The 21,855-nt window shown below is 70.0% G+C and carries 17 protein-coding genes and 1 pseudogene; 6 read left to right on the top strand and 12 right to left on the bottom strand.

All coding sequences use genetic code 11. From position 1 onward, the window contains the following. Positions 1 to 33 precede the first annotated feature (33 nt). Both ACFV6V_RS14885 and ACFV6V_RS14890 read left to right on the top strand, forming a co-directional pair. Entirely contained in the window at positions 34 to 963 is a 930-nt protein-coding gene (locus tag ACFV6V_RS14885) for a GNAT family N-acetyltransferase (RefSeq protein ID WP_385564211.1), read from the top strand. After that, positions 944 to 1,462 carry a DUF402 domain-containing protein gene (locus tag ACFV6V_RS14890; RefSeq protein ID WP_385564214.1) on the top strand — a complete coding sequence of 173 codons (519 nt, stop codon included), beginning with the start codon at positions 944 to 946 and terminating at the stop codon, positions 1,460 to 1,462. Before ACFV6V_RS14885 ends, ACFV6V_RS14890 begins: the two co-directional genes overlap by 20 nt. Here ACFV6V_RS14890 and ACFV6V_RS14895 read toward each other — a convergent pair. Together ACFV6V_RS14895 and ACFV6V_RS14900 are read right to left on the bottom strand one after the other, a co-directional pair. Continuing rightward, positions 1,446 to 2,540 (bottom strand): annotated as a pseudogene (locus ACFV6V_RS14895) (methyltransferase domain-containing protein); the annotation flags it as partial. The gene ACFV6V_RS14890 and the pseudogene ACFV6V_RS14895 sit on opposite strands and share 17 nt — an antisense overlap. A gap of 149 nt (positions 2,541 to 2,689) precedes the next feature. Beyond that, on the bottom strand, positions 2,690 to 3,499 hold the full coding sequence (locus ACFV6V_RS14900; protein WP_385564217.1) for a S1 family peptidase: 810 nt from the start codon (positions 3,497 to 3,499) through the stop codon (positions 2,690 to 2,692). A gap of 460 nt (positions 3,500 to 3,959) precedes the next feature. Between ACFV6V_RS14900 and ACFV6V_RS14905 the strand changes: the two genes are divergently transcribed. Continuing rightward, the gene (locus ACFV6V_RS14905) at positions 3,960 to 4,904 is read left to right on the top strand and encodes a lytic polysaccharide monooxygenase (protein ID WP_385564220.1); all 945 of its coding nucleotides are present in this window, start codon (positions 3,960 to 3,962) and stop codon (positions 4,902 to 4,904) included. 49 nt (positions 4,905 to 4,953) lie between these two features. Here ACFV6V_RS14905 and ACFV6V_RS14910 read toward each other — a convergent pair whose 3' ends face one another. The 7 genes from ACFV6V_RS14910 to ACFV6V_RS14940 form a co-directional block, all read right to left on the bottom strand. Further along, entirely contained in the window at positions 4,954 to 5,823 is an 870-nt protein-coding gene (locus ACFV6V_RS14910) for an esterase/lipase family protein (RefSeq protein WP_385564222.1), read from the bottom strand. Positions 5,824 to 6,094: 271 nt separating this feature from the next. Then, on the bottom strand, positions 6,095 to 7,060 hold the full coding sequence (locus tag ACFV6V_RS14915; protein WP_385564224.1) for a DUF6879 family protein: 966 nt from the start codon (positions 7,058 to 7,060) through the stop codon (positions 6,095 to 6,097). A gap of 53 nt (positions 7,061 to 7,113) precedes the next feature. After that, complete coding sequence (locus tag ACFV6V_RS14920) at positions 7,114 to 8,088, bottom strand: SCO2521 family protein (protein ID WP_385564227.1); 975 nt, start codon at positions 8,086 to 8,088, stop codon at positions 7,114 to 7,116. Between the two features lies 1 nt (position 8,089). Continuing rightward, positions 8,090 to 9,046 carry an SCO2522 family protein gene (locus tag ACFV6V_RS14925; RefSeq protein ID WP_385564230.1) on the bottom strand — a complete coding sequence of 319 codons (957 nt, stop codon included), beginning with the start codon at positions 9,044 to 9,046 and terminating at the stop codon, positions 8,090 to 8,092. Further along, complete coding sequence (locus ACFV6V_RS14930) at positions 9,043 to 9,954, bottom strand: SCO2523 family variant P-loop protein (protein WP_385564232.1); 912 nt, start codon at positions 9,952 to 9,954, stop codon at positions 9,043 to 9,045. The genes ACFV6V_RS14925 and ACFV6V_RS14930 overlap by 4 nt, the downstream gene beginning before the upstream one ends. A gap of 3 nt (positions 9,955 to 9,957) precedes the next feature. Continuing rightward, entirely contained in the window at positions 9,958 to 11,799 is a 1,842-nt protein-coding gene (locus ACFV6V_RS14935; protein ID WP_385564235.1) for an SCO2524 family protein, read from the bottom strand. Between the two features lie 84 nt (positions 11,800 to 11,883). Beyond that, positions 11,884 to 12,675 (bottom strand): SCO2525 family SAM-dependent methyltransferase, encoded by a 792-nt coding sequence (locus ACFV6V_RS14940; RefSeq protein ID WP_385564238.1) that lies wholly within the window; start codon positions 12,673 to 12,675, stop codon positions 11,884 to 11,886. Positions 12,676 to 12,998: 323 nt separating this feature from the next. Here ACFV6V_RS14940 and ACFV6V_RS14945 point away from each other — a divergent pair, with 323 nt between their 5' ends. Further along, positions 12,999 to 13,433 carry a GNAT family N-acetyltransferase gene (locus ACFV6V_RS14945; RefSeq protein WP_385564241.1) on the top strand — a complete coding sequence of 145 codons (435 nt, stop codon included), beginning with the start codon at positions 12,999 to 13,001 and terminating at the stop codon, positions 13,431 to 13,433. 79 nt (positions 13,434 to 13,512) lie between these two features. Here ACFV6V_RS14945 and ACFV6V_RS14950 read toward each other — a convergent pair whose 3' ends face one another. Further along, positions 13,513 to 14,499, bottom strand: coding sequence for a hypothetical protein (locus ACFV6V_RS14950; RefSeq protein WP_385564244.1), 987 nt, complete (start codon positions 14,497 to 14,499; stop codon positions 13,513 to 13,515). Beyond that, a complete protein-coding gene (locus tag ACFV6V_RS14955) occupies positions 14,496 to 18,035 on the bottom strand; it encodes a DNA polymerase III subunit alpha (protein WP_385564247.1) in 3,540 nt (1,179 codons plus the stop codon). The genes ACFV6V_RS14950 and ACFV6V_RS14955 overlap by 4 nt, the downstream gene beginning before the upstream one ends. Before the next feature lie 207 nt (positions 18,036 to 18,242). Between ACFV6V_RS14955 and ACFV6V_RS14960 the strand changes: the two genes are divergently transcribed. Continuing rightward, positions 18,243 to 19,421, top strand: a complete 1,179-nt coding sequence (locus ACFV6V_RS14960) for an AI-2E family transporter (RefSeq protein ID WP_385564250.1) — start codon at positions 18,243 to 18,245, stop codon at positions 19,419 to 19,421. 62 nt (positions 19,422 to 19,483) lie between these two features. Here the strand turns inward: ACFV6V_RS14960 and ACFV6V_RS14965 are convergent, their stop codons facing one another. Then, entirely contained in the window at positions 19,484 to 20,569 is a 1,086-nt protein-coding gene (locus tag ACFV6V_RS14965) for a S1 family peptidase (protein WP_385564269.1), read from the bottom strand. Positions 20,570 to 20,952: 383 nt separating this feature from the next. Between ACFV6V_RS14965 and ACFV6V_RS14970 the strand changes: the two genes are divergently transcribed. Then, positions 20,953 to 21,828 carry an alpha/beta fold hydrolase gene (locus ACFV6V_RS14970; RefSeq protein ID WP_385564253.1) on the top strand — a complete coding sequence of 292 codons (876 nt, stop codon included), beginning with the start codon at positions 20,953 to 20,955 and terminating at the stop codon, positions 21,826 to 21,828. Positions 21,829 to 21,855 lie beyond the last annotated feature (27 nt).

Raw genomic sequence — 21,855 nt, forward strand, 5'->3', positions numbered from 1 at the left:
GCACGCCCCGGCCCGCGCCTAGCGTGGCGGCCCATGACAGTAATCGTGCGTGATCTACGCCCGGATGATCCCCGGGACACCGAGGGCTTCGCCCGCGTCCGGCGAGCGGCAGTGCCGTTCATGCTGGCCACCGCCGAGTCCGTGGCCTTCGCTTGCACCCATGCGCATCCCGACGCACACTGGCGCCCGCTGGTCGCGGAGGAGGACGGCGAGATCATCGGCACGGCACAGGTGAGCGTCGACTTCGAGAGCGTCGAGCCCGGTGTGGGGCAGGCGAACGTCTATGTGCACCCGGAGCGTCGCGGGCGTGGCGCGGGTTCGCTGATCGTGGGCGCCGCCGAGCGGCATCTGGCGGACGAGGGCGTCACGACGGTGTACTCCTGGGTGTTCGACGAGCCCGCCAACCGTGATTTCGCGGAGCGACACGGCTACCGTCCCAGCCGCTCCGCCCACTTCCTCAGACTCGATCTCGCGGGCGGCACACTGCCGCCGCTTCAGCAGTCGCCGACCGGCGTGGAGATCGTCCCCGGCACGGCGTTCGAGGACGACCCCCGGCCGCTGTACGAGCTCGACGCCGAGACCTCGGCGGACGAACCGAGCGATGTGGACGTGGAGTTCTCCGACTACGACCACTGGCTGGGCCAGACCTGGGGCCATCCGCTGCTCAACCGCGAGCTGACCTCCGTGGCGGTGGCCGACGGCCGCCCCGTCGCGTTCACCGCGGCCTACACCGACGGCTCGACCCGCTACTCCACGGCGATGACGGGCACCGCCCGCGCCTACCGTGGCCGGGGCCTGGCCAAGCTCGCCAAGAACGACTCCCTGCACCGGGCCAGGGCCGCGGGGCTCACTGAGGCGTTCACCGGCAATGACACGGGCAACGGCCCGATGCTGGCGGTCAACACCTGGTTCGGTTACCGGGTCTGCGCCACGGAGGTGCGGTATGTCCGCGGTCTCGGCTGATCCGGTGGCAGCCCGAGAAGTAGAGGTCGTGCTCGTCAAGGCGGGGCGTACGAAGATCCGCTATCCGGCCCGGCTGGTTTCGGACGACGGCTCCCGGATCACGGTCCGTGCGCCCTGGGCCGGGGAGGGTGCACGGGACTTCGGCTTCGTTCGCTTTGAGCCCGGTGATGTGTTCACGGAGCACTACTGGCGCGACCGCTGGTACGCCGTGAAGGAGGTACGGGCGGGCGAGGGGGAGCTGAAGGGCTGGTACTGCGATATCACCAGGCCCGTGGTGGTGACGGAGCAAGCAGGGGCCACCGAGGTGATTTCGGAGGACCTGGATCTGGACCTCTGGGTCTCGGCCGACGGCCGTCTGACCGTCCGGCTGGATGAGGACGAGTTCGCCGCGAGCGGCCTTGCCCGGACCGACCCCGCGGCGGCCCGGGAGGCCACCGGGGCGCTGGACGCCCTTGAACGCCTCGCCCTCGATGGGCGGTTCATGTCGCTGTTCGAGTGACGGGAAGCGGCAGCGCGCGATCGGGTGTGCCCGGGTCGTATCCGATCGCGTCACCGTCTTCGTGCCAGTGGATGACGAAACGCTCACCGGCGCGGTAGGCCTCGATCCCGGCGCGGCAGTAGGCCACCACGTCGCGCGGCAGTGCGTCCAGCGGATACCAGGCCAGCTCGGAGCACTTGTGCGGCTCGCGGTTGTAGGGCTCGCCGCCGCTGCCGTACGCGGCTTCGAAGAACCAGCCGGTCCGGGGCGGACCGCCGGGCCCCCGGTGCTGCATCACGAGGGCGACCCGCAGGTCCTCCCGCCCAAGCTCCACACCGATCTCCTCGGACGTCTCGCGCACCATGGCCTCGCACACGTCCTCCCCGTCCTCGACGTGTCCCGACGGCCCGTTCCACAACCCGTCGCCGTAGCCGGTGCCCGCACGCCGTGCCAGCAGGATCTCATCGCCCTTGCGGAGAATGAGATGGACGTCGACCACCTCCTGGTGCCGCGTGGGCGGCGCCACCCGTGCCACCAGTGCGTACCGCTCGTCGTCCACGGGTCCGCCCCACAGCGCGGGCTCTCCCGACAGCCGCTCCAGCTCGACATGGACGGTGAGCGGTGCGAGGGCCTCCGTCAGTCGCCGCGCGGGCAGCCCGGTGCCGTTCCACACGCCTTCGATGATCACCAGCCGGCCGCCCGGACGCAGCAGTGCCGCCCAATCACCGAGTGCGGCCTCGGGGTCGGGCAGCGCCCACAGCACATGCCGGACCAGCACGACGTCAAAGCGCCGCTCCCCCACCGGTGGCCGCTCAGCGGACCCGGTGAGCACCTCGGCACCGGTGCCCGCGAGTTTGGCACGGGCGGCGTCGGTCATCCGGGGCGAGAGGTCCACCGCGGTCACCCGATGGCCCTGGTCGGCGGCGAGCAGGGCCAGGCTGCCCGTGCCGCAGCCGAGGTCCAGCACGTCGGACGGCTCATCGGGCAACCACCCTGCCATCCGCGCCGCCCATGCGGCACGTACGGCAGGGTCACGCAGCCCGTGGTCGGGCTCCTCGTCGAAGGTGTCGGCGGCAGCGTCCCAGTCGATCGTCGTCATGCGTCCGATGTTCGCAGCCACCACTGACACTGATACGCCGGCCGGTTCTCGGCGGCCCGCGGCTGACCGGCATTCCGGTGCCGGCGGCGGCAACTCTCCGCCACCGGCACCGGATGCCCAGGTCAGTCCGGGCAGGACACGCGGCCCGCTCAGCCGCCCAGTTCTCCAGCGGCCTTCTTGATGTCCGCGGCGAAGGTGCTCACCTCGGTGTAGACGCCGGGCTTACCGGGGCGAGCGCATCCCTCGCCCCAGCTGACGATGCCGACCTGTATCCACGCCCCGGCCTCGTCCTTGCGGAACATGGGGCCGCCCGAGTCGCCCTGGCAGGTGTCGATGCCACCGGCGTCCAGGTTTCCGGCGCAGATCTCCTCACCGGGGGTGAGCTGGTCGCCGTACGCCGACTGGCAGGTGGCGTCGTCGATGAACGGCACCTTGGCCTTGAGCAGGTAACGCTGCTGGGAGCCGCCCTCCTTGTCCGCGCCCCAGCCGGCGATGTCGAAGTCGCCGTTGGTGAGTTTGTCGTCCTCGGCGATCGGCAGCGTCGGCAGGTCGATGGGCTTGTCGAGCTTGATCAGCGCCCAGTCCTTGCCCTTGCCGTTGTATCCGGGTGCCTGGAGCACCTGCGTGGACTTCGCGCTGACCGCGCCGGAGTCCTCCAGGTCGACGACTCCGGCGGTCGCGGTGATCCCCGTGTTGGGACCGCTGCCGTCGACACAGTGAGCTGCGGTGAGCACGATGTCCTTGGCGTACAGCGCACCGCCGCACCCCATGGACAGCCGGACCATGAACGGGAACTCGCCCTGCTCGGCCGGGGTTCCACCGACGACCGCCGGGCCCAGGTCGCCGCGTGGGGTCGGCTCGGGGGCTGCGATGGCGACGTTGGACTGGAGGCTGAAGGCGGCAAGGGCGACGGCACCGATCGCGGTCGTCGTCCTGAGGTGCTTCAGGAAACTGGTCAAGGGACTTCCTCTCGTGGGGGGATGAGCGCCACGAGCCCAGACCCGCGTCCGGGAAACGGAAGTCGCCACCGTTGATGCACGGCGAAACGACGGCAGCACGGCGTAAGGCGTCCGAACCCAGTGGGGGATGAGTTCGCAGAGCGCCTAGCGATTATGTGGAACGAACACTCGATGGACAAGAGTTTGGCGCCACAACTGACCCGCCGTTGGGCCTCTTTGATTCAAAACGGCTGTTCCCGGCCAGCCTGTCACTCCTGACACTGCGGACGGCCGCTGGTGTCCGCCGACGACGCACCGTGCGTTCCTGAGCCCCTGCTTACGCCCCCCTTAAAGGAAGCATAAGGATCCCCTCCACCCGCTCCCAGCAGCGGTTTTCAGCGAAATGTGCGGCTAGCTTGCTGTCAGTCGGGGTGCCCCGCGCCCCTCCCCCACGTGCCGCCGACGAAGGAGATCCCCCGCCATGACCGCTCGCCACAGGACCGTCGCGCTCGCCGCATTCGGTGCCGTTCCGGTTGTGCTGACCGTCCTGGCCGCCGCCCCGGCCGTCGCGCACGGCTCGTTGACGGACCCGGTGAGCCGCGTGTCCTCGTGCTACGCGGAAGGACCGGAAAGCCCGGAGTCGGCGGCGTGCAGGGCCGCGGTCGCCGCCAGTGGAACGCAGGCGTTCTACGACTGGAACGAGGTCAACATCGCCAATGCGGCCGGGAACCACCGGCAGCTGGTCCCTGACGGAAAGCTGTGCAGCGCCGGGCGGGACAAGTACAAGGGCCTTGATCTGCCGCGCGCCGACTGGCCGGCGTCGAAGCTGGCCGCGGGTCGTCACACCTTCCGGTACAAGGGGACGGCACCGCACAAGGGTTCCTTCGAGCTGTACATCACCAAGGACGGGTACGACCCGTCGAAGCCGCTCACGTGGTCCGATCTGGAACAGGCGCCGTTCGCCAGAGTCACCGACCCGAAGCTGGTCAACGGTGAGTACGTCTTCGACGGGACCGTCCCGAACAAGTCCGGCCGCCACCTCGTCTACTCGATCTGGCAGCGTTCCGACTCACCGGAGGCCTTCTACACCTGCTCGGACGTGGTGTTCGGCGGGGACAACGGCGGCTCGGCACCGCCGTCCCCCGAGGTGGGCGGGGCGCCGGCGCCGACCGCGTCCGCGCCGACGGAGGACCAGACAGCGGAGGGCGGGGACAAGTCCACCGCGGACCACGCCGGCCATGGCAGCCACGGCGCTGAGGGCCAGGACGCCGCTCCGGCGGAGAGCGCCCCCCGGATGAACAGCGCTGGTGCGGACCTGGCCGAGACCGGTGGCAGCGGTGCGACACCCTATCTGGCCGTGGGCGGTGCGGCCGTGCTCGCGCTCGGGGCCGCGGCGGTCTTCGGGGCCAGGCGCCGCAGGGCCTGATGGACGAAGGGCCGGGGTTGCCCCTACGGGCGGCAACCCCGGCTGTCGTTCAGTCGAAGACCGACGCGCAGTTGGTGGGTCTGGCGTGCGCGGGGTCCAGTGCGTTGGTCACCTCGTGGTAGGCGATCCGGTCCCACAGACCGATCGCCACATGCTCCGAGAGGTCGACGGAGCACAGGTCCTGGAGCGTGATGTTCTTGACGTCGGACCCGCTGAGGAAGGCCGAGCGGTAGGGCGTGACCACCTCGTCGTACTTGGTGGCGATGACGGTGTAGCGCACGCCCGGGACCGTGTCCCCGCCCTCGTTGAGCTTGGCGAGGAAGGCGGACCCGGTTATCTGGTCGGCGAGCGCCGGGGTGGCGGCGTTCAGCAGGTCGGCTGCGCCGGGGAAGTACTTCAGCAGGCCGGTGAGCCCGCTCAGCGTGGTGCCGTGGTTGCTCGGGGCGAGGCCGATGAGGGCGTTCACCTTGTCCGCGCCGCCCAGGAACTTGAGGTAGTAGCGGGGCATCATCCCGCCCTGGGAGTGCCCGACGATGTCGACCTCGCCGGCCCCGGTCGCGGTGAGTACCCGGTCGACGTACACGTCGAGTTGCTCTGCGGACTTGTCGATGGGGCCGAGGCCGTGGAAGAGGGGGACGCCGGGCAGTTGACCGTAGTCGAGCGAGAAGACGCAGTAACCGCGGTGGACGAGGTACGGCGCGAGGGCGAGCCAGTTGTCCCAGGAGTTCCCGAGGGTTCCGTGGACGAGGACGACCGGGCGGGGGTGGGCGGTCGACGGCTTGCAGGAGTAGTCGTTCCAGCCACTGCTGGGACCAGAGGCGGCAGGGGCGGCGGTCGCGGTGGCTGCGGGGGTGAGGCCGATGACGGCGGCCAGTGCGAGTGCGGCGAATGGTCTGAGGGCACGTTTCCAGGACAGCATCGGGCGATCTCCTTGCGGCTCAAGGGAAATGGCGATGACTGGGGATGGGGATGTGGGGATTCCCTGCGGCCCGGACCACAAGTGAGAGCTGTACCACTGCCAACGTACGCACGAGTAACCAGAACTGGGAAGTTACGCGTTGGTAAAAACTGACCGCCCGTCACCGTGCGATCTGATAGCGCACACGCGAACGACCACCGGGAATGACGCCTCCCGGTGGTCGCACGGTGCGGATGTCACCGGCCCTCTGGCCGGCACAGAGCCGCTGGGGTCACTCGCCCTCGGGGTCTCCGTCCCCTGCCTCCCAGAGTTCCTCGAAGCGCTTGACGCGCCGTGCCACCCGGTCCTCCCGCAGGTCCAACGTGGTTTTGGCGTTCATTCCCTGGAGATCCGGCTCGACTTCGTAGGACAGGGAATCGTCGAACACGATGAAGTCGTTCGTGGTGTCGATCCCGGCCTCCGGCGGCAGCTGGGACAGCGCCAGCACACGTACGTGGATGCCGAGGCTCTGCTGACGTTCCACGAGCTTCTCAAGCGCGCGGTCGATCTGGTCGGGGGTGTTCACGATGAACAGCCGGCGGATCCGCACTCCTCGACTGCGGATGGCGTCACGCTGCGCTCGGAGGTAGCGCTGCCCCAGCTCACTGGGCCAGAAGTCATGGTCGACCGAGGTGCTGGTGGCATCGATGCTGCCGCTCGCACACTGGGTCAGCGAGACGATCCAGTCGTGGTCCTCGCCGTCGTAGTCCGTGTGCTGCTGGTTGAGGTTGGCCATCAGGGTGGCGAGCCGGTTGATCTCGGCCTGCGCGAAGGCCCGGATGATCGGGGGTCCGTCGGAACCCACCGAGGTGGCGTTGCGTACCAGCCGGGTCACACCGTCGGGACGCAGTGCGGACCCCTCGACAAGGCCGAACAGTTCCGTGGCCTGGTTGATCTTGGCGAATCCCTCGGCGACCAGGCCCTTCATCTCGGTGTTGTGTACGGTCAGGCTGGACTCCACGGCACCCAGCCGCCGCTCGAAGTCGATCATGTACTGAATGATCATGGCGGCCCCGCCGAGGAAGATGGAAGCCGTCAGCTTCCACACCTCGGGCTGGTCCGTGGCGTTCGTCAGGGCGTAGGTGAATCCGCCGATCACCACCGTGATCAGGGTCTTCAGCAGGAACGGTGATATGCCGCCCCCTTGCGGGCGCGCTAAGGAGTCCGATGTTCCGCGCCCTGTCGTCGATGCGTTCACTTCGGTCTACTCCCCCGGTTAGGGTCGCGCGTGCCCACACTCCCAGCAGCGTGTCAGCGTGCCGTCAAGGCCTCGCGCAGCAACGGAATGGCCTGCAGAGCCAACTGGTCCCGGATCCGCTGGACCAGCGTCTGCCACTGCCGGGTGAATCCCGGCTCCCTCTCGAGTACCTCCCAGAGCGGGCCCAGGGCCCTGTCCGTACGTGCTTTGGGCATCCACAGATGGAGCAGGTGATCGACGGCCGGCCGCAGCGCCATGACGGCGTCGTGCCCGTCCACCGACCCGAGCCGACTGCGCTCGACCATCCTGACGAGGGTCGTCAGCAGCCAGTCGTGCAGGGCGAGGTCCTCGCAGAGCCCCGCGATCGCGGCCGGCTCCATGTCCCTGGGCACTCGCAGTTCCACGGTGCGCAGCCCGTCCGTGGCCAGGGTGAAGCCCTCGATCGTCGGGGCCGGTCCGGCGGCGCCGGACGGCAGCGCCGTCCAGCGCAGCCGGGTGCGGCCCGACTTGAAGGGCGGCGACTGGTCGAGGAGGGGATGGCGCATGACGTTCCCCAGGAGCTGCTCCGCGATGGTGCCGAGGTCGAGCTCCCCCGGGCGCTGCTCCCCCGTCAGGAAGGCTTCGGCCGCGTCCTGTCCGGGGAGCCGTCCCAGCGGCTCGATCACCCCGGGCCGGACCAGATAATGGTCCCAGGGCTGCCGCTGCTCCGTGCCCGCGGCCGGGGCACGGAAGTACGCGGTGGCCTGGAGCACCCGGCCCTCGGTGAGCACGGCATGCGCGGCGACCGTGCCGACCACGCGTACCTTCGCACCGGACGCCGTGGGCAGCCGGCAGTCCACACCCGTGAGGACATCCGGTGACACCGCGTGCAGATTGGGGCGTTCGGAGACTCGGACCCGTTCGTCGGCACGCAGTCGCAGCAGTTCCAGGGCCCCGGCCGCGGGCAGCGACTGGTGGGTCCTGAGCAGGCCGGTGCGGATCTCGCCGCAGGCCAGCGCGTATGTCCTGGGCTCTTCAGGTCCGCCCATGTCACGGTCCCGGGTAGAACACGTAGCCGGCCCGGTCGGCGATGCCGTCGGGAACGGACACCCCCTCGCGGGCGGAGCGCTCGGCGATCTGACCGAGCGCGACCGCATCCACCTCGACCTGGCCCAGGATGACCCGTACCGCGTGTTCCACGGGCAGGAAGCGGGACGGCAGCACGGAGTGGGTGCGGTACGCGCAGAAGGGCGCGGCGGTCGCGTTGAGTTGGATCAGCGGGGGCAGGTCGTCCCAGCTGCGCGGGAAATCCTTGCCAGGCCACGGCTTGGGGCGCAGCACCGGTTCGCCCCGGTAACGCAGCAGCCCCATCCGGGCCAGTTGCCAGACGGCGGCGAGGAAGGGGCAGGACCAGGTGCGGCGCTGGTCGAGGTCGTCCCAGAGCTCGACGTCCATGAAGACCGAGTGGCGGCGGGCGGCGGTCTCGGTGGGCGGGCGCCACGACGGAACGTTGGCCATGGCCTCCAGGGATTCCACGCCGGGCGTGCGTTCGCCGTTGGCGAGCCACCCTATCTCCCTGGCCGGCGGGCGGGATCCGTCGCTGCCGGGAGGGGGTGACTCGACCAGCCGGTGTTCCACGACCTCGGCGATGCCGATGCCGTCGGCGACGGCGCAGCCGGACTCCCGGGCCAGGTAGTCGATGGTCAGCCCGTGCCGTTCGGCCTCGGCGAGCAGCACCGGTACGAGCTCGGCCGGGGTCGAGAAACGGGTGAAGTAGTCGTCGATGAGAAAGCAGGTGCTGACCCGGGCCCGCTTGCCGTTTGCGGCCGCCGTGCCGCGTACCGCCTCGACCCAGGGCCGCACCATCGCGAAGTGCTCCCCAAGCCGCTCGGGGCCGGCTTCGAAGTCCTCCATGTACAGGTGGCCCAGCTCCAGGGAGACATGGGAGAGCGGCACGGACTGGGTGCGGGGCTCCGCGGTGGTCTCGCGGAACACGGCATCGCTCACGGCTGCCCCCAGGACTCGTCGTCGGTGAGCTTCGCGGCCAGTTCCTCCAGCGCCTGCCAGGTCTCCATGTTGGCGATCTGGCTGGCCAGCACGTCCTCGTCGGTGATGAGCTGCTCCCGCCACTGGAGCACGGGCTCCAGTGGCACCGAGCCGAGCACCTTGGTGAATCCGATGTCGAGATCGCCCGCGAGGTCGTTGAGGTCCTGGTCGCACATGCGCATCCAGGCGGACTGTGCGGGCGGCACCTGGGACCAGAGCGGTGACTCGGGGTCGGGGACCGCGGCACGCACGAAGCGGATGGCGCCCCGCAGTTCCTCCTCGTCGTGGCCGCGGGCGACACCCCCGGAGACGATGCCGCGCTGGCCGAAGACCAGACCGGCGGCGGCGATGACATGCTGCCTGGTCCAGCGGTGGTAGACCAGCCACCGTGCCCTGACCTTGCGCATCTGGGACGTGGCGTCCAGGGCCATGTCCACGGCGTAGCTGCGCCCGGCGCTGAGGTCCACCACGACCAGGTCGTACTCGCTGTTCAGAGTGAGGAAGAGATCGATACAGCGGCGCAGGACGTCCTTGGTGACACCGAACTCGCCGCCGCTGAGGTCACCGGGCAGCAGGGTGAGGTCGCCGGAACCGGTGGGGCGGTGCCGCAGCACGTCGTGCTCGGTCTCGGCCCAGACATCGATCCGCACCGGCTCGGGGATCTTGCCCTGGAGGTAGGAGTGGAGGCCGCCGTGGTCGATTCCGCGCAGCGCACCGGGTACGTCGAAGACGGCGGCGGCGGTGGGTGAACCGAAGTCGAAGTCGAGATAGCAGACGTTGTCACCGGCGATGGCACGCCGGTAGGCGAGGTTGGCGCTGGTGACGGAGCGTCCGGTGCCCCCCTTGTCGGATGCGGCGAAGACGAGCACCGTTCACACTCCCCTGGAAGCGGTGTGCCTGGCCAGGGCCAGGGTGTCGAGCTGCCCGAGCACCTCGATGGTCAACGCATAGGCGGTGCCCGGCTGTTCGTCGATGATCTCGCGAGCCCGCCGCAGTTTGACCTCGATGCTCTTCAGCGCGATGCCCCGGGAGCCTTCGGCGACCGAGGTGGGTTCCAGCTGTTCGCTGCCGAGGAGATGGGTGGCCTCGCTGAGCAGATCGCCGGCGAGCGCGGAGAGGTCGGCGCTGCGGATCGGCGACTGGGTGTAGAGCTGGCGCGCGGCGACCATGCACTCGGTGACGCGCTCGGTGACATTCCAGGACAGCGGGCCGGTGCGCTCCGGTGAGTCGGGATAGACGGCGCGGGGGTTGTCCCACAGGCCGACGCCCTCACCGACCCTCAGTCGGCGCTGCCACACATGGTCGAAGATCCGCTCGCCCAGCCGTAGCAGCCGGTCGTGCGAGGACACGTTGCGGGACAGGGCGCACAGCTGGATGGTCCGCTTGAGCAACTGTGCGGAGAAGTCGGTCATGTTCCACTGCATGGGCGGCCCGAGTGCGTCACTGCCCTGCAAGGGCAGTTCGATGCCGGGGTTGTGGAGGGTGATGGCCCTGTCCCGCTGGGTCATCCGGCTGGTGACGCGGCCCCGTTCGGCGAGGCGTTCCATGATGGCGACGGTGCGGGTGAGGTCGTCGTCGGTGGCGCGCCGGCGTACGAGGTCGTAGACGAGGATGGCGGCCACACAGAGCGAGAAGTATTCCGATTCGAGCCGCTGTCCTGTGGTACGCCAGGGAATGTCCTCGAGTGGCCAGGCGCCGTCCCCGAAACGGGCGATGGCCGACCAGTACTGCTGGGTGATCTCCCAGCGCAGTCTCAGGGCCTCGGCGAGCCGCTGCTGTTCGGGATTGAGCAGGCCGAGGGTGAGGGTGCGGTCGGAGAAGAGGTCCTGGATGCCGTCGAGGGCGACCACGGTGAAGTAGAGGTACGGGACGGGCTTGGCGATGCCCGAGGGCTGCGGCCCGATCGGCTCGCTGGTCTCCACGACGGGGGCATCCTGCACCAGGCCCCAGGCCCAGCCGCATTCGAAGAGCTGGTTCTCGTCGTTGAGGCCGTCGGCGACGTCGACACCGAGGACGAACTGGTCGCGCAGGACCGCACGCAGGGACTTGAAGCGGCGCTGGAACTGCTGGACGACGATCCGGTCCGAGATCTGGTCCTGGCCGATGAGCCGGCAGAGCGTGCGGCCCTGGGGGGCGTCGGCGTCGAAGACGTTGATGGTGAAGGAGCGCAGCAGGCTGACCATCGCGGCGGTGAGCCGTGCCTCGGTTGCCGCTCTGAGTTCGTCGGCGAGGGCCCGCACTTCGGCGCGCCGGGGCTTGCTGAGATAGACCTTGAGAAAGCCGAGTGTGGCGAGGGACAGTGTGATCGACATGGAGAAGGAGTCAACAACTCCCAACTCCCTTTGTTCTTTGGTGAGTTCACGCTCCGCGTCGCCGGACACGAAGTAGTGGCCACCCGCGAAACTGGGCTGCTTGTCACCCGCGGTGTGGGTGCGCATGAATTCGGCGAGCACCGTCAGGAGCTTCCCGGGGATCTCCAACCGGCCACCGACGCCCTTGAGGGTGTCCTGTACGTCGCGGTCCGTCGTGTCCGGATCGTCCAGGCGGAACGCCGGGATCTCGGTGGCGGGGTACATGAGGCAGAGCAGGCGCTCGGCGTCCGCGACGCTGCTTCGCCCACCCCATTCACCCCAGTCCCATTCACCGTCCTTGAACGAGTGGCGTGCAATGGCCCGCCAGATGTCCAGCAATTGCTGGCGCGGCTTGATCTGCATCCCCCATACCCCTCGTACTGCTGCCCGGCAGCGTGAAGTGAATGAATCGACCGTTCTTGTTGAGTGACGCGAAGTGGCTTGACGCTATGCGGAATTCCGCTTGCCGCAGGCCACGATCATTCCGTCGTAGCCAACCCGGAGCGGATCCTCTGGAATTCCGATGGACGAAACCTGAACCTCCCCTTCCGTAAAGGGCGCCAGGCTGTCCCGTACGTCGGTCGCGTCGACACTGCACGCAGGGAAGAATTCATCGCCCACCGAGTAGCCCTTCGAGCCCTCCATGAAGGCGGCGGCATAGGGAGCCCCCGGGGTCAGGCACTCCGCGAAGCGCCGTACGCCCTCACGGAACTCCTCGATCGAGGTGGACATCGACTCGGCGACGAAGAACATCGTGCCGATGCCCCAGCGCCGCTCGGGCAGGTGGAAGAGGTTGCCCTGCTTGACATGGGCGGCCAGGCGCAGCGCCGGGCGCGGGTTCTCGACCGCCGCGTACGGCTTCACCTCGGACAGCACGTCCCAGAACGCGTCCCAGTTGGCGTCGTAGCCGGGGACCTGGCGCTCCAGCCACTGGACGTTGGTCCCGGCCCGTTCGAAGAGGGTCATCCCCGTGCACCAGGGAAGCAGGGTGAGGGCGGGATAGAGATTGGCACCTGAACCGACGTCAATGCCCGAATCAGGGCGTCCCGGGTTCCGCTGGAAGTGATCACAGAAGTAATCACGGACGATGCGAATGATCTGCTCGTCATCGGGACGCAGCTCGCGATAGTTGTGATCAACATACGCGTCGGAGTCGAACGAGTTCCAGTCAGCCTCGTCGTTGAGCTCCGGTTTCCCGGACTCGCGGATCTCCGGACGGCCAGTCGGTTTCAGAACCATCTTCCAATGGTAATGGAGAAACACCGTCAGGTCCTGCACTACGCAAGACTTCCGAAGCACGGGGGGCGCGTGGGTGCGTGGAGCCGTCGACGGCCCGTTCCCACCTTGAAGGTCCTGCTGGGGCGGGCAATGCTTGATCCGACCACCTCCGCCCGCGGTCCGGCGGGCACGGCACCGGGTCACCCGGCCCGTATCACTCGTGTGGGTGATACGCATCGCCTCCGACCCCTTCGTGAGGGAGTGGCATGACTCCTCCGCCCGGAGATCGTCCCCCGTCGCGCCCCGCCGCGGTGTCCTTGGCCGCCCGGGGCCGGCCACCGCGGGTGAGACCGGTCACCGACGAGGACCTCAGTCCGCTGGCGAGGCTCGACCAGGAGGTCTTCGCCGAACACGCCTACCCCTTCTTTGTGTTGCGCCAGCTCTACGACGTCTACGGGGACCAGCTGCTGGTGGTCGATGACGGCGGAGAGCTGCTCGGATACGTGCTGATGGGCACCGCGCCCGACAGGTCCCGCAGCTGGATCCTGGGGCTGGCCATCGACCGCCGCTCGCGGGGCCGGGGGTTCGGCCGCTGGCTGATGGCGGAGGCGCTGAAACGATTACGCGCGCAGGAGGTGGGCGAGGTCCGGCTGACCGTGGAACCGGCCAACGCCGCCGCCATCGAGCTGTACGAGTCGCTGGGCTTCGACAAGGTCGACCACTATCCGGATTACTTCGGCCCCGGAGACGACCGGTTGGTCATGGTCTTGAGGCTTTGACTTCCGCTCCCCCGGGCCAAAGCCCGGCGCTCTGCGACCAGACCCGACAGCAGGAGCGATCGGGTGGGGGCACGCCCGCTCACGCGGCGAGCGAGCCCGGCATGACCGCCCGGGGTCCGAATCTGGCGCGGGCCCGGTCAGCCGCCGCCTCGATCCGGCGGGCCTTCTCGTCGGCGGGATCGAAGGTGAGCTGCCGCGTCGCCCGCTCGGCCGGGAGCAGTCCCTCGGCGCGCAGGGCGATGCCGCGGACGCGGGCGCGCTGCAGGCCGAGGGTGTCGAGCAGTCCGTACGCGGTGCCGGTGAGGGACGCGGAGTGGGCGGTCGGCTCGGGCAGGGCACGCGACCTGGTGGTCGTGGTGCGGTCGGCATAGCGGACGGTGAGGCTCAGGGACCGGCAGACCTGGCTCTTCGCACGCATCCGGGCGCCGAGTTCCTCACCCAGCGAGACCAGGGCGCGGCGGTGTCCGGCCGGGTCCAGCTCGTCCCGGGGGAAGGCTCGTTCGGCGCCGGTGGAGCGGGCCGCGGCGTTCGGGACGACCCGGGTGCGGTCGGTGCCATGGGCCTTCTCGTAGACCTCGCGCCCGGTGCGTGCGCCGAGGATGCGCTGGAGCACGGCCGGCGGTGCGGCGGCGACCCGGTCGACGGTGTCGAGTCCGTATCCGCACAGGACACGGGCGGTCGCCGGGCCGACCCCGTGCAGTGCGGCGACCGGGCGTCCGGTGAGGAACTCCGCCGCGTCGCCCACGGCCAGGGTGGTACCGGGTCCGGCCTCGCGTGCCGCCATCCGGGCCAGCAGCGGGTTGGGGCCGGCGCCGATGACGCAGTCGGCCCCGTACAGGGCGAGTGCCCGTACCCGTATCACCGCGGCCAGTCCGGCCGCGTCCCGGCCGAAGTACCGCAGCGCGCCCCGTACGTCGGCGAGCGCTCCGTCCGGTGGCAGGGCCTCCACCACGGGGGTGAACGCGCCGAGCAGCCCGAGCAGTCCCGCGTAGGCGGCCTCGTCCGGAGGGTGCTTGCCCCCGGCCACGCGGAACCGCAGGCACAGGATCGATGGTTCCGCCGTCATCCCGCGCTCCCCGGACTCTGATGCCACAGCTTCCTGGTGGACGCGGTGCCTTCACCGGCCGGGCGGAGGTCGGCCCAGGCGTTCATCTCGTAGCCGGTGGACATACGGATGCTGCGGCCGGTGGACGGAGTACCGGTGGACGGACCGCCCGCGGCCAGCCGCCGCGCCACCGCGTCGAGTCCCCCCTCGCGGCGGATCTCGATCAGGTCCGCGAGGTTCCAGGCAGCGGAGCCGACCACACTGAGGCTGCGCGGGCCGCGGCGCTGGACCACTCCGCGCACCAGCAGCAGCCAGGAGTGGAAGACGGTGTGGGCGCAGGCCTCGTGGCTGTCGTCGAAGAAGGCGAGGTCGACCAGGCCCGTACCGTCGTCCAGGGTGGTGAAGATGACCCGGCGGCCGGAGCGGATCGGCGGGGTCTGAGTGGCCGCCTTGGCCCCCGCGACCAGCACGGTGGCGCCGTGTTCGGCCTCGCGCAGCCGCTTCGCGGGGATCGCGCCGAGTTCGTCGAGGAAGACATGGTGGTCCGCCATCAGATGCCGGGAAGTGTCCATGCCGAGGATGTTCAGCTCGGCGCTGAGCCGCTCGGCTTCGTTGAGGTCGGGCAGTCCGACGGACGCGGTCCTGCGACCGCCGCCCAGCGGAAGCTGGCCGCCGCGTCCGTGGGAGGCCGGCCCCTGCCGGGTGCGGTGGAGTTCGGCGATGTGCAGCAGCAGGTCGCGGCGGTTGGCGCCGAACGCGTCGAGCGCACCCACCTGCGCGAGCCGTTCCGCCACGGGACGCTCGGGGTGCGCCCGCTCCCAGAAGTCCAGCAGGGACGCGTATGGCTGCTCCGCCTCGATCCGGGCTGCCTCCGACTCGCTGATGCCGTGCACATCGGCGAACGCCAGCCGCAGGCCCCACACCCCACCACCATTGTCATCGGACACCAGTTCGATGTGATGAGCGACCGCCGACCGGTTCACATCCAGCGGCAGCACCGGCACCCCGCGTCGCCGCGCGTCCGCCAGCAGCAGCCGCTTCGGGTACATCCCGGGGTCATGGGTGAGCAGCCCCGCGTAGAAGGCAGCCGGATGGTGGGCCTTGAGCCACGCCGACTGGTACGTCGGCACGGCGAAGGCCACCGCGTGCGCCTTGCAGAATCCGTATGAACCGAACGCCTCGATGATCTCCCAGGCCCGTGCGATCACTTCAGCCGTATATCCCCTGCGCTCCGCCTGTTGTGCGAACCACGCCCTGATCCGCCCCTGCGACTCGGGATCGGAGAGCCCCCGGCGCACCCGGTCGGCCTCGTCCCGCCCGCATCCCGTCAGGATGTTCACCATTTCGATGATCTGCTCGTGGAACACGACGACCCCGTAGGTCTCCCCGAGCGGTCCGGCCAGGTCCGGGTGCGGATAGCGGACCGGCGCCCGCCCGTGCCGGGCCTCGATGAACGGCCGCACCATGTCGGCGGCGACCGGCCCCGGCCGGAACAGCGAGATGTCGACCACGAGGTCGTGGAAGTCCGCGGGCTGCAGCCTGCCGATGAGGTCGCGCTGGCCCGGGGACTCGATCTGGAAGCAGCCCAGTGTCTCGGCGGAGCGGATCAGCCGGTAGGTCGCCGGATCGTCCGGCACCACCTGCTCCGGGTCGTCCAGGTCGATCCGGCGCCCCGTCGCCCGCTCGACCTCGGCGACGGCATGGGCCATCGCCGACTGCATCCGCACGCCCAGCACATCGAGCTTGAGCAGCCCGAGGTCCTCGACGTCGTCCTTGTCGAACTGCGACATCGGAAAGGGGGTGCCCGGCTCGCCCGGAAGGCCCTGCGGGACCAGACCGCTGGTCGGCACCACGGGCGTACGCCGGAGCAGCGAGGCGTCCGAGATCAGCACCCCGCACGGGTGCATGGCCACTCCGCGCGGCAGCGCGTCCAGCCCTTCGACCAGCTCCCAGAGCCTGCCGTACCTGCCTCCGTCCGGCCGGTACTCCCTTGCCACCTCGCGCAGTTCGGGCAGCTCCGCCAGCGCGGCACGGGCATCGCGGGCGCGGATGTGCGGAAACGCCTTGGCGAGCCGGTCGATCTCGGCCGGGTCCATGCTCAGCGCGGCGCCCACATCCCGGATCGCGTGCCGCACCCGGTAGGTCTCGGGCATGGCGACGGCGGCGACCCGCTCTCCGCCGAAGCGGTCGATGATCGCGCGGTAGACCTCCAGGCGGCGCGCGGACTCGACGTCGATGTCGATGTCGGGCAGCACGAACCGGCGCTTGGACAGGAAGCGTTCCATCAGCAGGTGGTGCTCGACCGGGTCGGCGTGGGCGATGCCGAGCAGGTGGTTCACCAGGGAGCCCGCCCCGGAGCCGCGTGCGGCCACCCTGATGCCCATCTTTCTCACGTCATCGACTACTTGAGCGACCGTCAGGAAATAGGTGGCGTTGCCGTGGGCGGCGATGACGTCCAGCTCGGAGTGCATACGCTCCCAGTAGGCGCGGGCGCCGGGGATCCGGTCGTATCCCCGCAGCACCATTCCCGCCGCGGCCCGGGAGGCGAGCACCCGCTGCGCGGTGCGCCGGTCGGCACCGACGAGATGCGGCTCCGGGTAGTAGGCGTATCCCATGCCCAGGTCGTCCTCGGGGTCCACGAGGCACTCGGCGGCGGTCTCCTCCGTGGCGGCGAGCAGCCGGTGCGCCGCGTCGCGTCGCCATCCGGCGGCCTCGGCGATCCGCTCGGCCGTGCGGTGCATCTCGTCCGGCCCCTTGAGCCAGCGCTCCCCGCTGTCCAGGCCTCTGGACGGGTCCACCGGGACGAGCCTGCGGGCCGCGTCCAGTACGTCCGCGACCGGACCCTGGCCCGGGTCGGCGTACCGCACGGCATTGCTCAGCACCGCCCGGACGCCCTGTTCGGCCGCGAAGCCGACGGTACGGGCGGCGAGCCGCAGCGAACCCGGCCCGGTCCCCGTGGTCCCGTGGTGGACGGCTTCGAGCCGCAGGGCGTCGCCGTAACGCTCCCGCCAGGGGGCGAGCAGTCGGGCGGCCCGGTCGGGGCGGCCCGCGGCCAGCGCCCCGCCGACCCCGGAACCGGGGCCGAGCAGCACGGTGACCCCGTCGGCGGCCTCGCCCAGGGCGTCCCACTCGAGGGCGGGCAGGCCGTCGGTGGCGGTGGCATGCGCGACGGTGATCAGCCGGCAGAGCTCCGCCCAGCCGGCCGCGCCGGCACGGGCGAGGAAGGTGGCCCGGGGAGTCGACTCATCGATGAAGGCGCCGCCACGCACCGGGGTGCGCCGGCGGGCGGCACGCCCGCCCGGCGCACCGTGCTGCCCGGGGCTCTCCCCGTGCCGCTCGCCGCCCCGTACGGCGAGCCCGGCGCCGAACAGCGGGCGCACCCCCGCCTTGGCGCAGGCCTTGGCGAACCGGACGGCCCCCGCGACGGTGTCGCGGTCGGTCAGGGCCAGCGCGTCCATGCCCCGCTCGGCGGCGCGCGCGGCCAGCAGCTCCGGGTGTGAGGCCCCGTACCGCATGGAGAACCCGGACGCGCTGTGCAGATGCGTGAAACCGGGCATCCGCACCTCCTGGCTCAATCCGCTCTCACCTCCCCCTCACCTCCACCATAGACCAAGTTTCGAACGTCCGTGCGAATCAGAGGTGGGGGCATCCCACCGGGACGCACAGACGTGCGGGGTGCCATCGGGGGAATGTCGGAGCGGAGGCGTTGGACCGCCCCCACCGGGTGGTACGAGTCCGGGCGTACCGGGAGGTGGTGACGGCAGATGCCGAGGCGAACCGCCGCACGGCACGGCAGCGGCCGGCACCGGCCGTCGCGCACTGCGCGCCGTCCCGTACGCCCGGCGCGCCCCGTCCCAGGCGGCGAACCCGCGGTCACACCCGCCCTGCGCACGGCAGCCGCCTACTGCTGGCGGCTGCTGGCCGTGGGCATCGTCGTCTATGCGGTCTTCTCGGTGCTCGGGCGCTTCCACGAGCTCACCGTGGCCGTCTTCCTGGGACTCGTCGGCACGGCGATGCTGCGGCCGGTGGCCGATCTGCTGGCCCGGACGCTGCCACGGCCGCTCGCCGTCGCCATCACGCTGATCGGCAGCATCATCGTCGCCTTCGGCATCCTGGCACTGGTCGGGGAGACGGTCGCCAGGGAATGGGACACGCTTCAGCGGGAGCTCGGCGCCGGGATCGGCAGGATCCAGCGCTGGCTGGAGCAGTCGCCGCTCGGGCTGGACCCGGGGGCCCTCACGGATATTCAGTCACGCATCGGGCGTTTTCTGTCCGAGCATCGCTCCACACTGGCCAGCAGGGTCCTCAGCGGGGCCGGACGACTGGTGGAGGTGCTGACGACACTCGCGCTCGGGCTGTTCTGCGCGGTGTTCTTCCTGCACTCCGGTGACCGGCAGTGGGCCTGGTTCTGCGCCCAGTTGCCGCTGACCGCCCGGGACCGGGTGGCGGTGGCGGGCCGCGCCGCATGGCGCACCTTCACCGGATACACCCACGGCATCGTGCTGGTGGCGGCGACCAACGCGGTACTCGTCGGCGTGGCGCTCTACCTCATCGGCGTGCCGCTCGCCCTGCCCCTGGCGCTGCTCGAGTTCTTCGCCGCCTTCATCCCGCTGATCGGCTCCCCCATCGCGCTCGCCGTGGCGGCGGTGGTGGCCCTGGCGGCCAAGGGCCCGGTCATCGCGGCCGTCGTCATCGCGCTGATCGTGGTGATCGGGCAGATCGAGGGGCATGTGCTGCACCCGATCGTGATGAGCTGGGCCGTCCGACTGCACCCGGTGGTGGTCGCCCTCACGGTCGTCGGCGGGGCCATCGCCGCAGGGGTGATCGGTGCGATCGTGGCCGTACCCCTGGTGTCGGTGCTCTGGGCCGTACGCCAGGCCCTGCGCAGGACGAACACACCGGAGCAGACGGACGTACCGAGCCCGGACCACCCCTCAGGGTGACCCGGGCTCGGGATCGCGCTCGGTCCTCAGCAGGTCCGTCCGGGCTTCGGCCCTGTCCGGTCCTAGCCGATCTCCGCGCCGAGGACCTGGAGCGCCTCGGTGACCGGCTGGAAGAAGGTCTCGCCGCCGGCGGTGCAGTCACCGCTGCCGCCCGAGGTCAGACCGACCGCGGAGTCGTCCGAGAAGAGGGCGCCGCCGCTGTCGCCGGGCTCGGCACAGACGTTGGTCTGGATGAGGCCGTTGACGACCTGGCCGTCACCGTAGTTCACGGTGGCGTCGAGGCCGGTGACCTCGCCGTCGTGCACCTGGGTGGTGGAGCCGCTGCGCTTCACCTTCATGCCGACGGTCGCCTCGGCCGCCTTGGTGATCTTCTGGGTGGTGCCGTCGTAGAGGTTCACCTCGCTCGGGTGCTCGGCGTCACCGCTGTACTTGACGAGGGCGAAGTCGTTCTCGGGGAACTGGGACTCGACCATGGAGCCGATGGCCGGCCCGTCCGCGGACTCGGACCACTCGCTGCCGGACTCGCCGCAGTGACCGGCCGTGATGAAGTGCGGCGCGCCGTCCTTGACGACGTTGAAGCCGAGCGAGCAGCGGCCGCCGCCGCTGTGGATGGCGTCACCGGCAGCGATGTACTTCTTGAACTCGCCGGCCGACTTCTTGAGCTCCGCCTTGCCGCCGAGGCCCTCCACGACCGCCTGGAGCTTGGTCCAGGTGTCGCCCTTGACCGTGCGGTCGGCGGTGACGACCACCTTGTTGGTCACCGGGTCGGTGGCCCACGACGTACCAGGGATGGTGGCGCGGTCGGTCAGGGTCTTCCGGGCCGACTTCAGCTCGGCCAGGGTGTTCTGGACGACTCTGGCCTTGCCGCCCGCCTCGCGCACGGCTTCGGCCGCTTCCTCGTCGACCACGTTCATCACCAGGGCCTTGGCCTCGGCGTCGTAGTACGCGCCGACCGCGTCGCCGCCGAGATCCTTGACCAGGGTGGAGGCGAGGTTTCCGGCCGCCGTGGCCGTCAGGGTCTTGAGGGTGGGCTTCGGGGCTTCCTCACTGGCGTTCGCAGTCTGGAAGGTGACTCCGGCGGCGGCGAGCGCCACGACGGCGCCGCCCGCTATCGTCGCGCGCTTCCGGGATATGCGGCGGTGCTTCAACATCAACCTCCTGTGGGGGACCGTGCGCGGCCAAGTGGGGTGGCCGAGTACGGAGGATGAGCCGTCCACTATTCCGAGACCGGCCGGTAACACACAAGGTCGACTTCAGGACGCACACACGACCGACCGAACGTGCCCCTTGTTCGTTCACAACCGTCGAACATCACCCACCAGTTCCTTTTGCGAACACCCGTTGCAATCGGACGGTGGGCGGCCCGTAAGGACTAGTCCTGTCCTGATTTCGACGCTGTCGGGCCCACTGTTTCCGGTCGGTTGATGGGTAATCATCACGACGGAGGGGAATGCCAGGACAGTATGGCTGCACACAGCACATACGGCCCGATACACGGACCGACGGGCTCATAGCGTGAAGGAGGCGGGGGTTGCGACGTCGCGTGCGCGCCTCGGACGGGCGGCGGCACCTGATGGTGGAGCGACTCGGGGATCCCCGTGGCAGGCCCGTCTTCCTGCTGCACGGCACCCCGGGCAGTCGGCTGGGCCCGGCACCACGGGGCATGGTGCTGTACCAGCGCGGAATGCAGCTGATCGCGTACGACCGTCCTGGTTATGGGGGTTCGGACCGATTGCCGGGCCGCAGTGTGGCCGATGTCGCGGAGGACGTGCGGGCGATCGCCGACGCCCTCGGACTGGACCGCTTCGCCGTGGTGGGCCGCTCAGGCGGCGCACCGCATGCTCTGGCCTGTGCCGCGCTGATGCCCGACCGGGTGACCAGGGCAGCCGCACTGGTCACGCTGGCCCCGCGGGACGCTGAGGGTCTCGACTGGTTCGAGGGCATGGCCGCGTCCAATGTCCTCGAGTACTCGACGGCCACCACGGACCCGGACCGGCTGACGGAGCGCTTCATCATGCGCTCCGACGAGATCCGCAGGGATCCGGTCAAGCTCCTCGACGATCTGCGCAGAGAGCTCACCGACTCCGACCGCATGGTGGTCGCGGACGCCGGTGTCCGGACGATGCTGCTGCGCAACTACCAGGAAGCACTGCGCACTTCGGCGTACGGCTGGATCGACGACGCCCTCGCCTTCTGTAGCCCGTGGGGTTTCGACCCTGCCGAGATCAAGCCACCGGTGCTGCTCTGGCACGGCGAGAAGGACGTCTTCTCACCGGTCGGCCACTCGCGCTGGCTCGCCCAGCGCATCCCGGGTGCGACGGCCGTACTGGAACCGGCCGCCGCCCACTTCGACGCGCTGCACGCCCTGCCGGGGATCCTCACCTGGCTGCTGGAGCCGGATCGCTGAGACCCCCGTCGCCTCGTGGTGCGGGAC

This window comes from Streptomyces sp. NPDC059828 (assembly GCF_042731955.1).
Taxonomy (GTDB): Bacteria; Actinomycetota; Actinomycetes; order Streptomycetales; family Streptomycetaceae; genus Streptomyces.

What these genes read in the sequence shown, in the direction of transcription:
- ACFV6V_RS14935 (WP_385564235.1), bottom strand. Translation starts at nt 11,799, where the DNA reads ATGCAGATCAAGCCGCGCCAGCAATTGCTGGACATCTGGCGGGCCATT.
- ACFV6V_RS14890 (WP_385564214.1), top strand. Translation starts at nt 944, where the DNA reads ATGTCCGCGGTCTCGGCTGATCCGGTGGCAGCCCGAGAAGTAGAGGTC.
- ACFV6V_RS14885 (WP_385564211.1), top strand. Translation starts at nt 34, where the DNA reads ATGACAGTAATCGTGCGTGATCTACGCCCGGATGATCCCCGGGACACC.
- ACFV6V_RS14960 (WP_385564250.1), top strand. Translation starts at nt 18,243, where the DNA reads ATGCCGAGGCGAACCGCCGCACGGCACGGCAGCGGCCGGCACCGGCCG.
- ACFV6V_RS14910 (WP_385564222.1), bottom strand. Translation starts at nt 5,823, where the DNA reads ATGCTGTCCTGGAAACGTGCCCTCAGACCATTCGCCGCACTCGCACTG.
- ACFV6V_RS14950 (WP_385564244.1), bottom strand. Translation starts at nt 14,499, where the DNA reads ATGACGGCGGAACCATCGATCCTGTGCCTGCGGTTCCGCGTGGCCGGG.
- ACFV6V_RS14955 (WP_385564247.1), bottom strand. Translation starts at nt 18,035, where the DNA reads ATGCCCGGTTTCACGCATCTGCACAGCGCGTCCGGGTTCTCCATGCGG.
- ACFV6V_RS14905 (WP_385564220.1), top strand. Translation starts at nt 3,960, where the DNA reads ATGACCGCTCGCCACAGGACCGTCGCGCTCGCCGCATTCGGTGCCGTT.
- ACFV6V_RS14920 (WP_385564227.1), bottom strand. Translation starts at nt 8,088, where the DNA reads ATGGGCGGACCTGAAGAGCCCAGGACATACGCGCTGGCCTGCGGCGAG.
- ACFV6V_RS14940 (WP_385564238.1), bottom strand. Translation starts at nt 12,675, where the DNA reads ATGGTTCTGAAACCGACTGGCCGTCCGGAGATCCGCGAGTCCGGGAAA.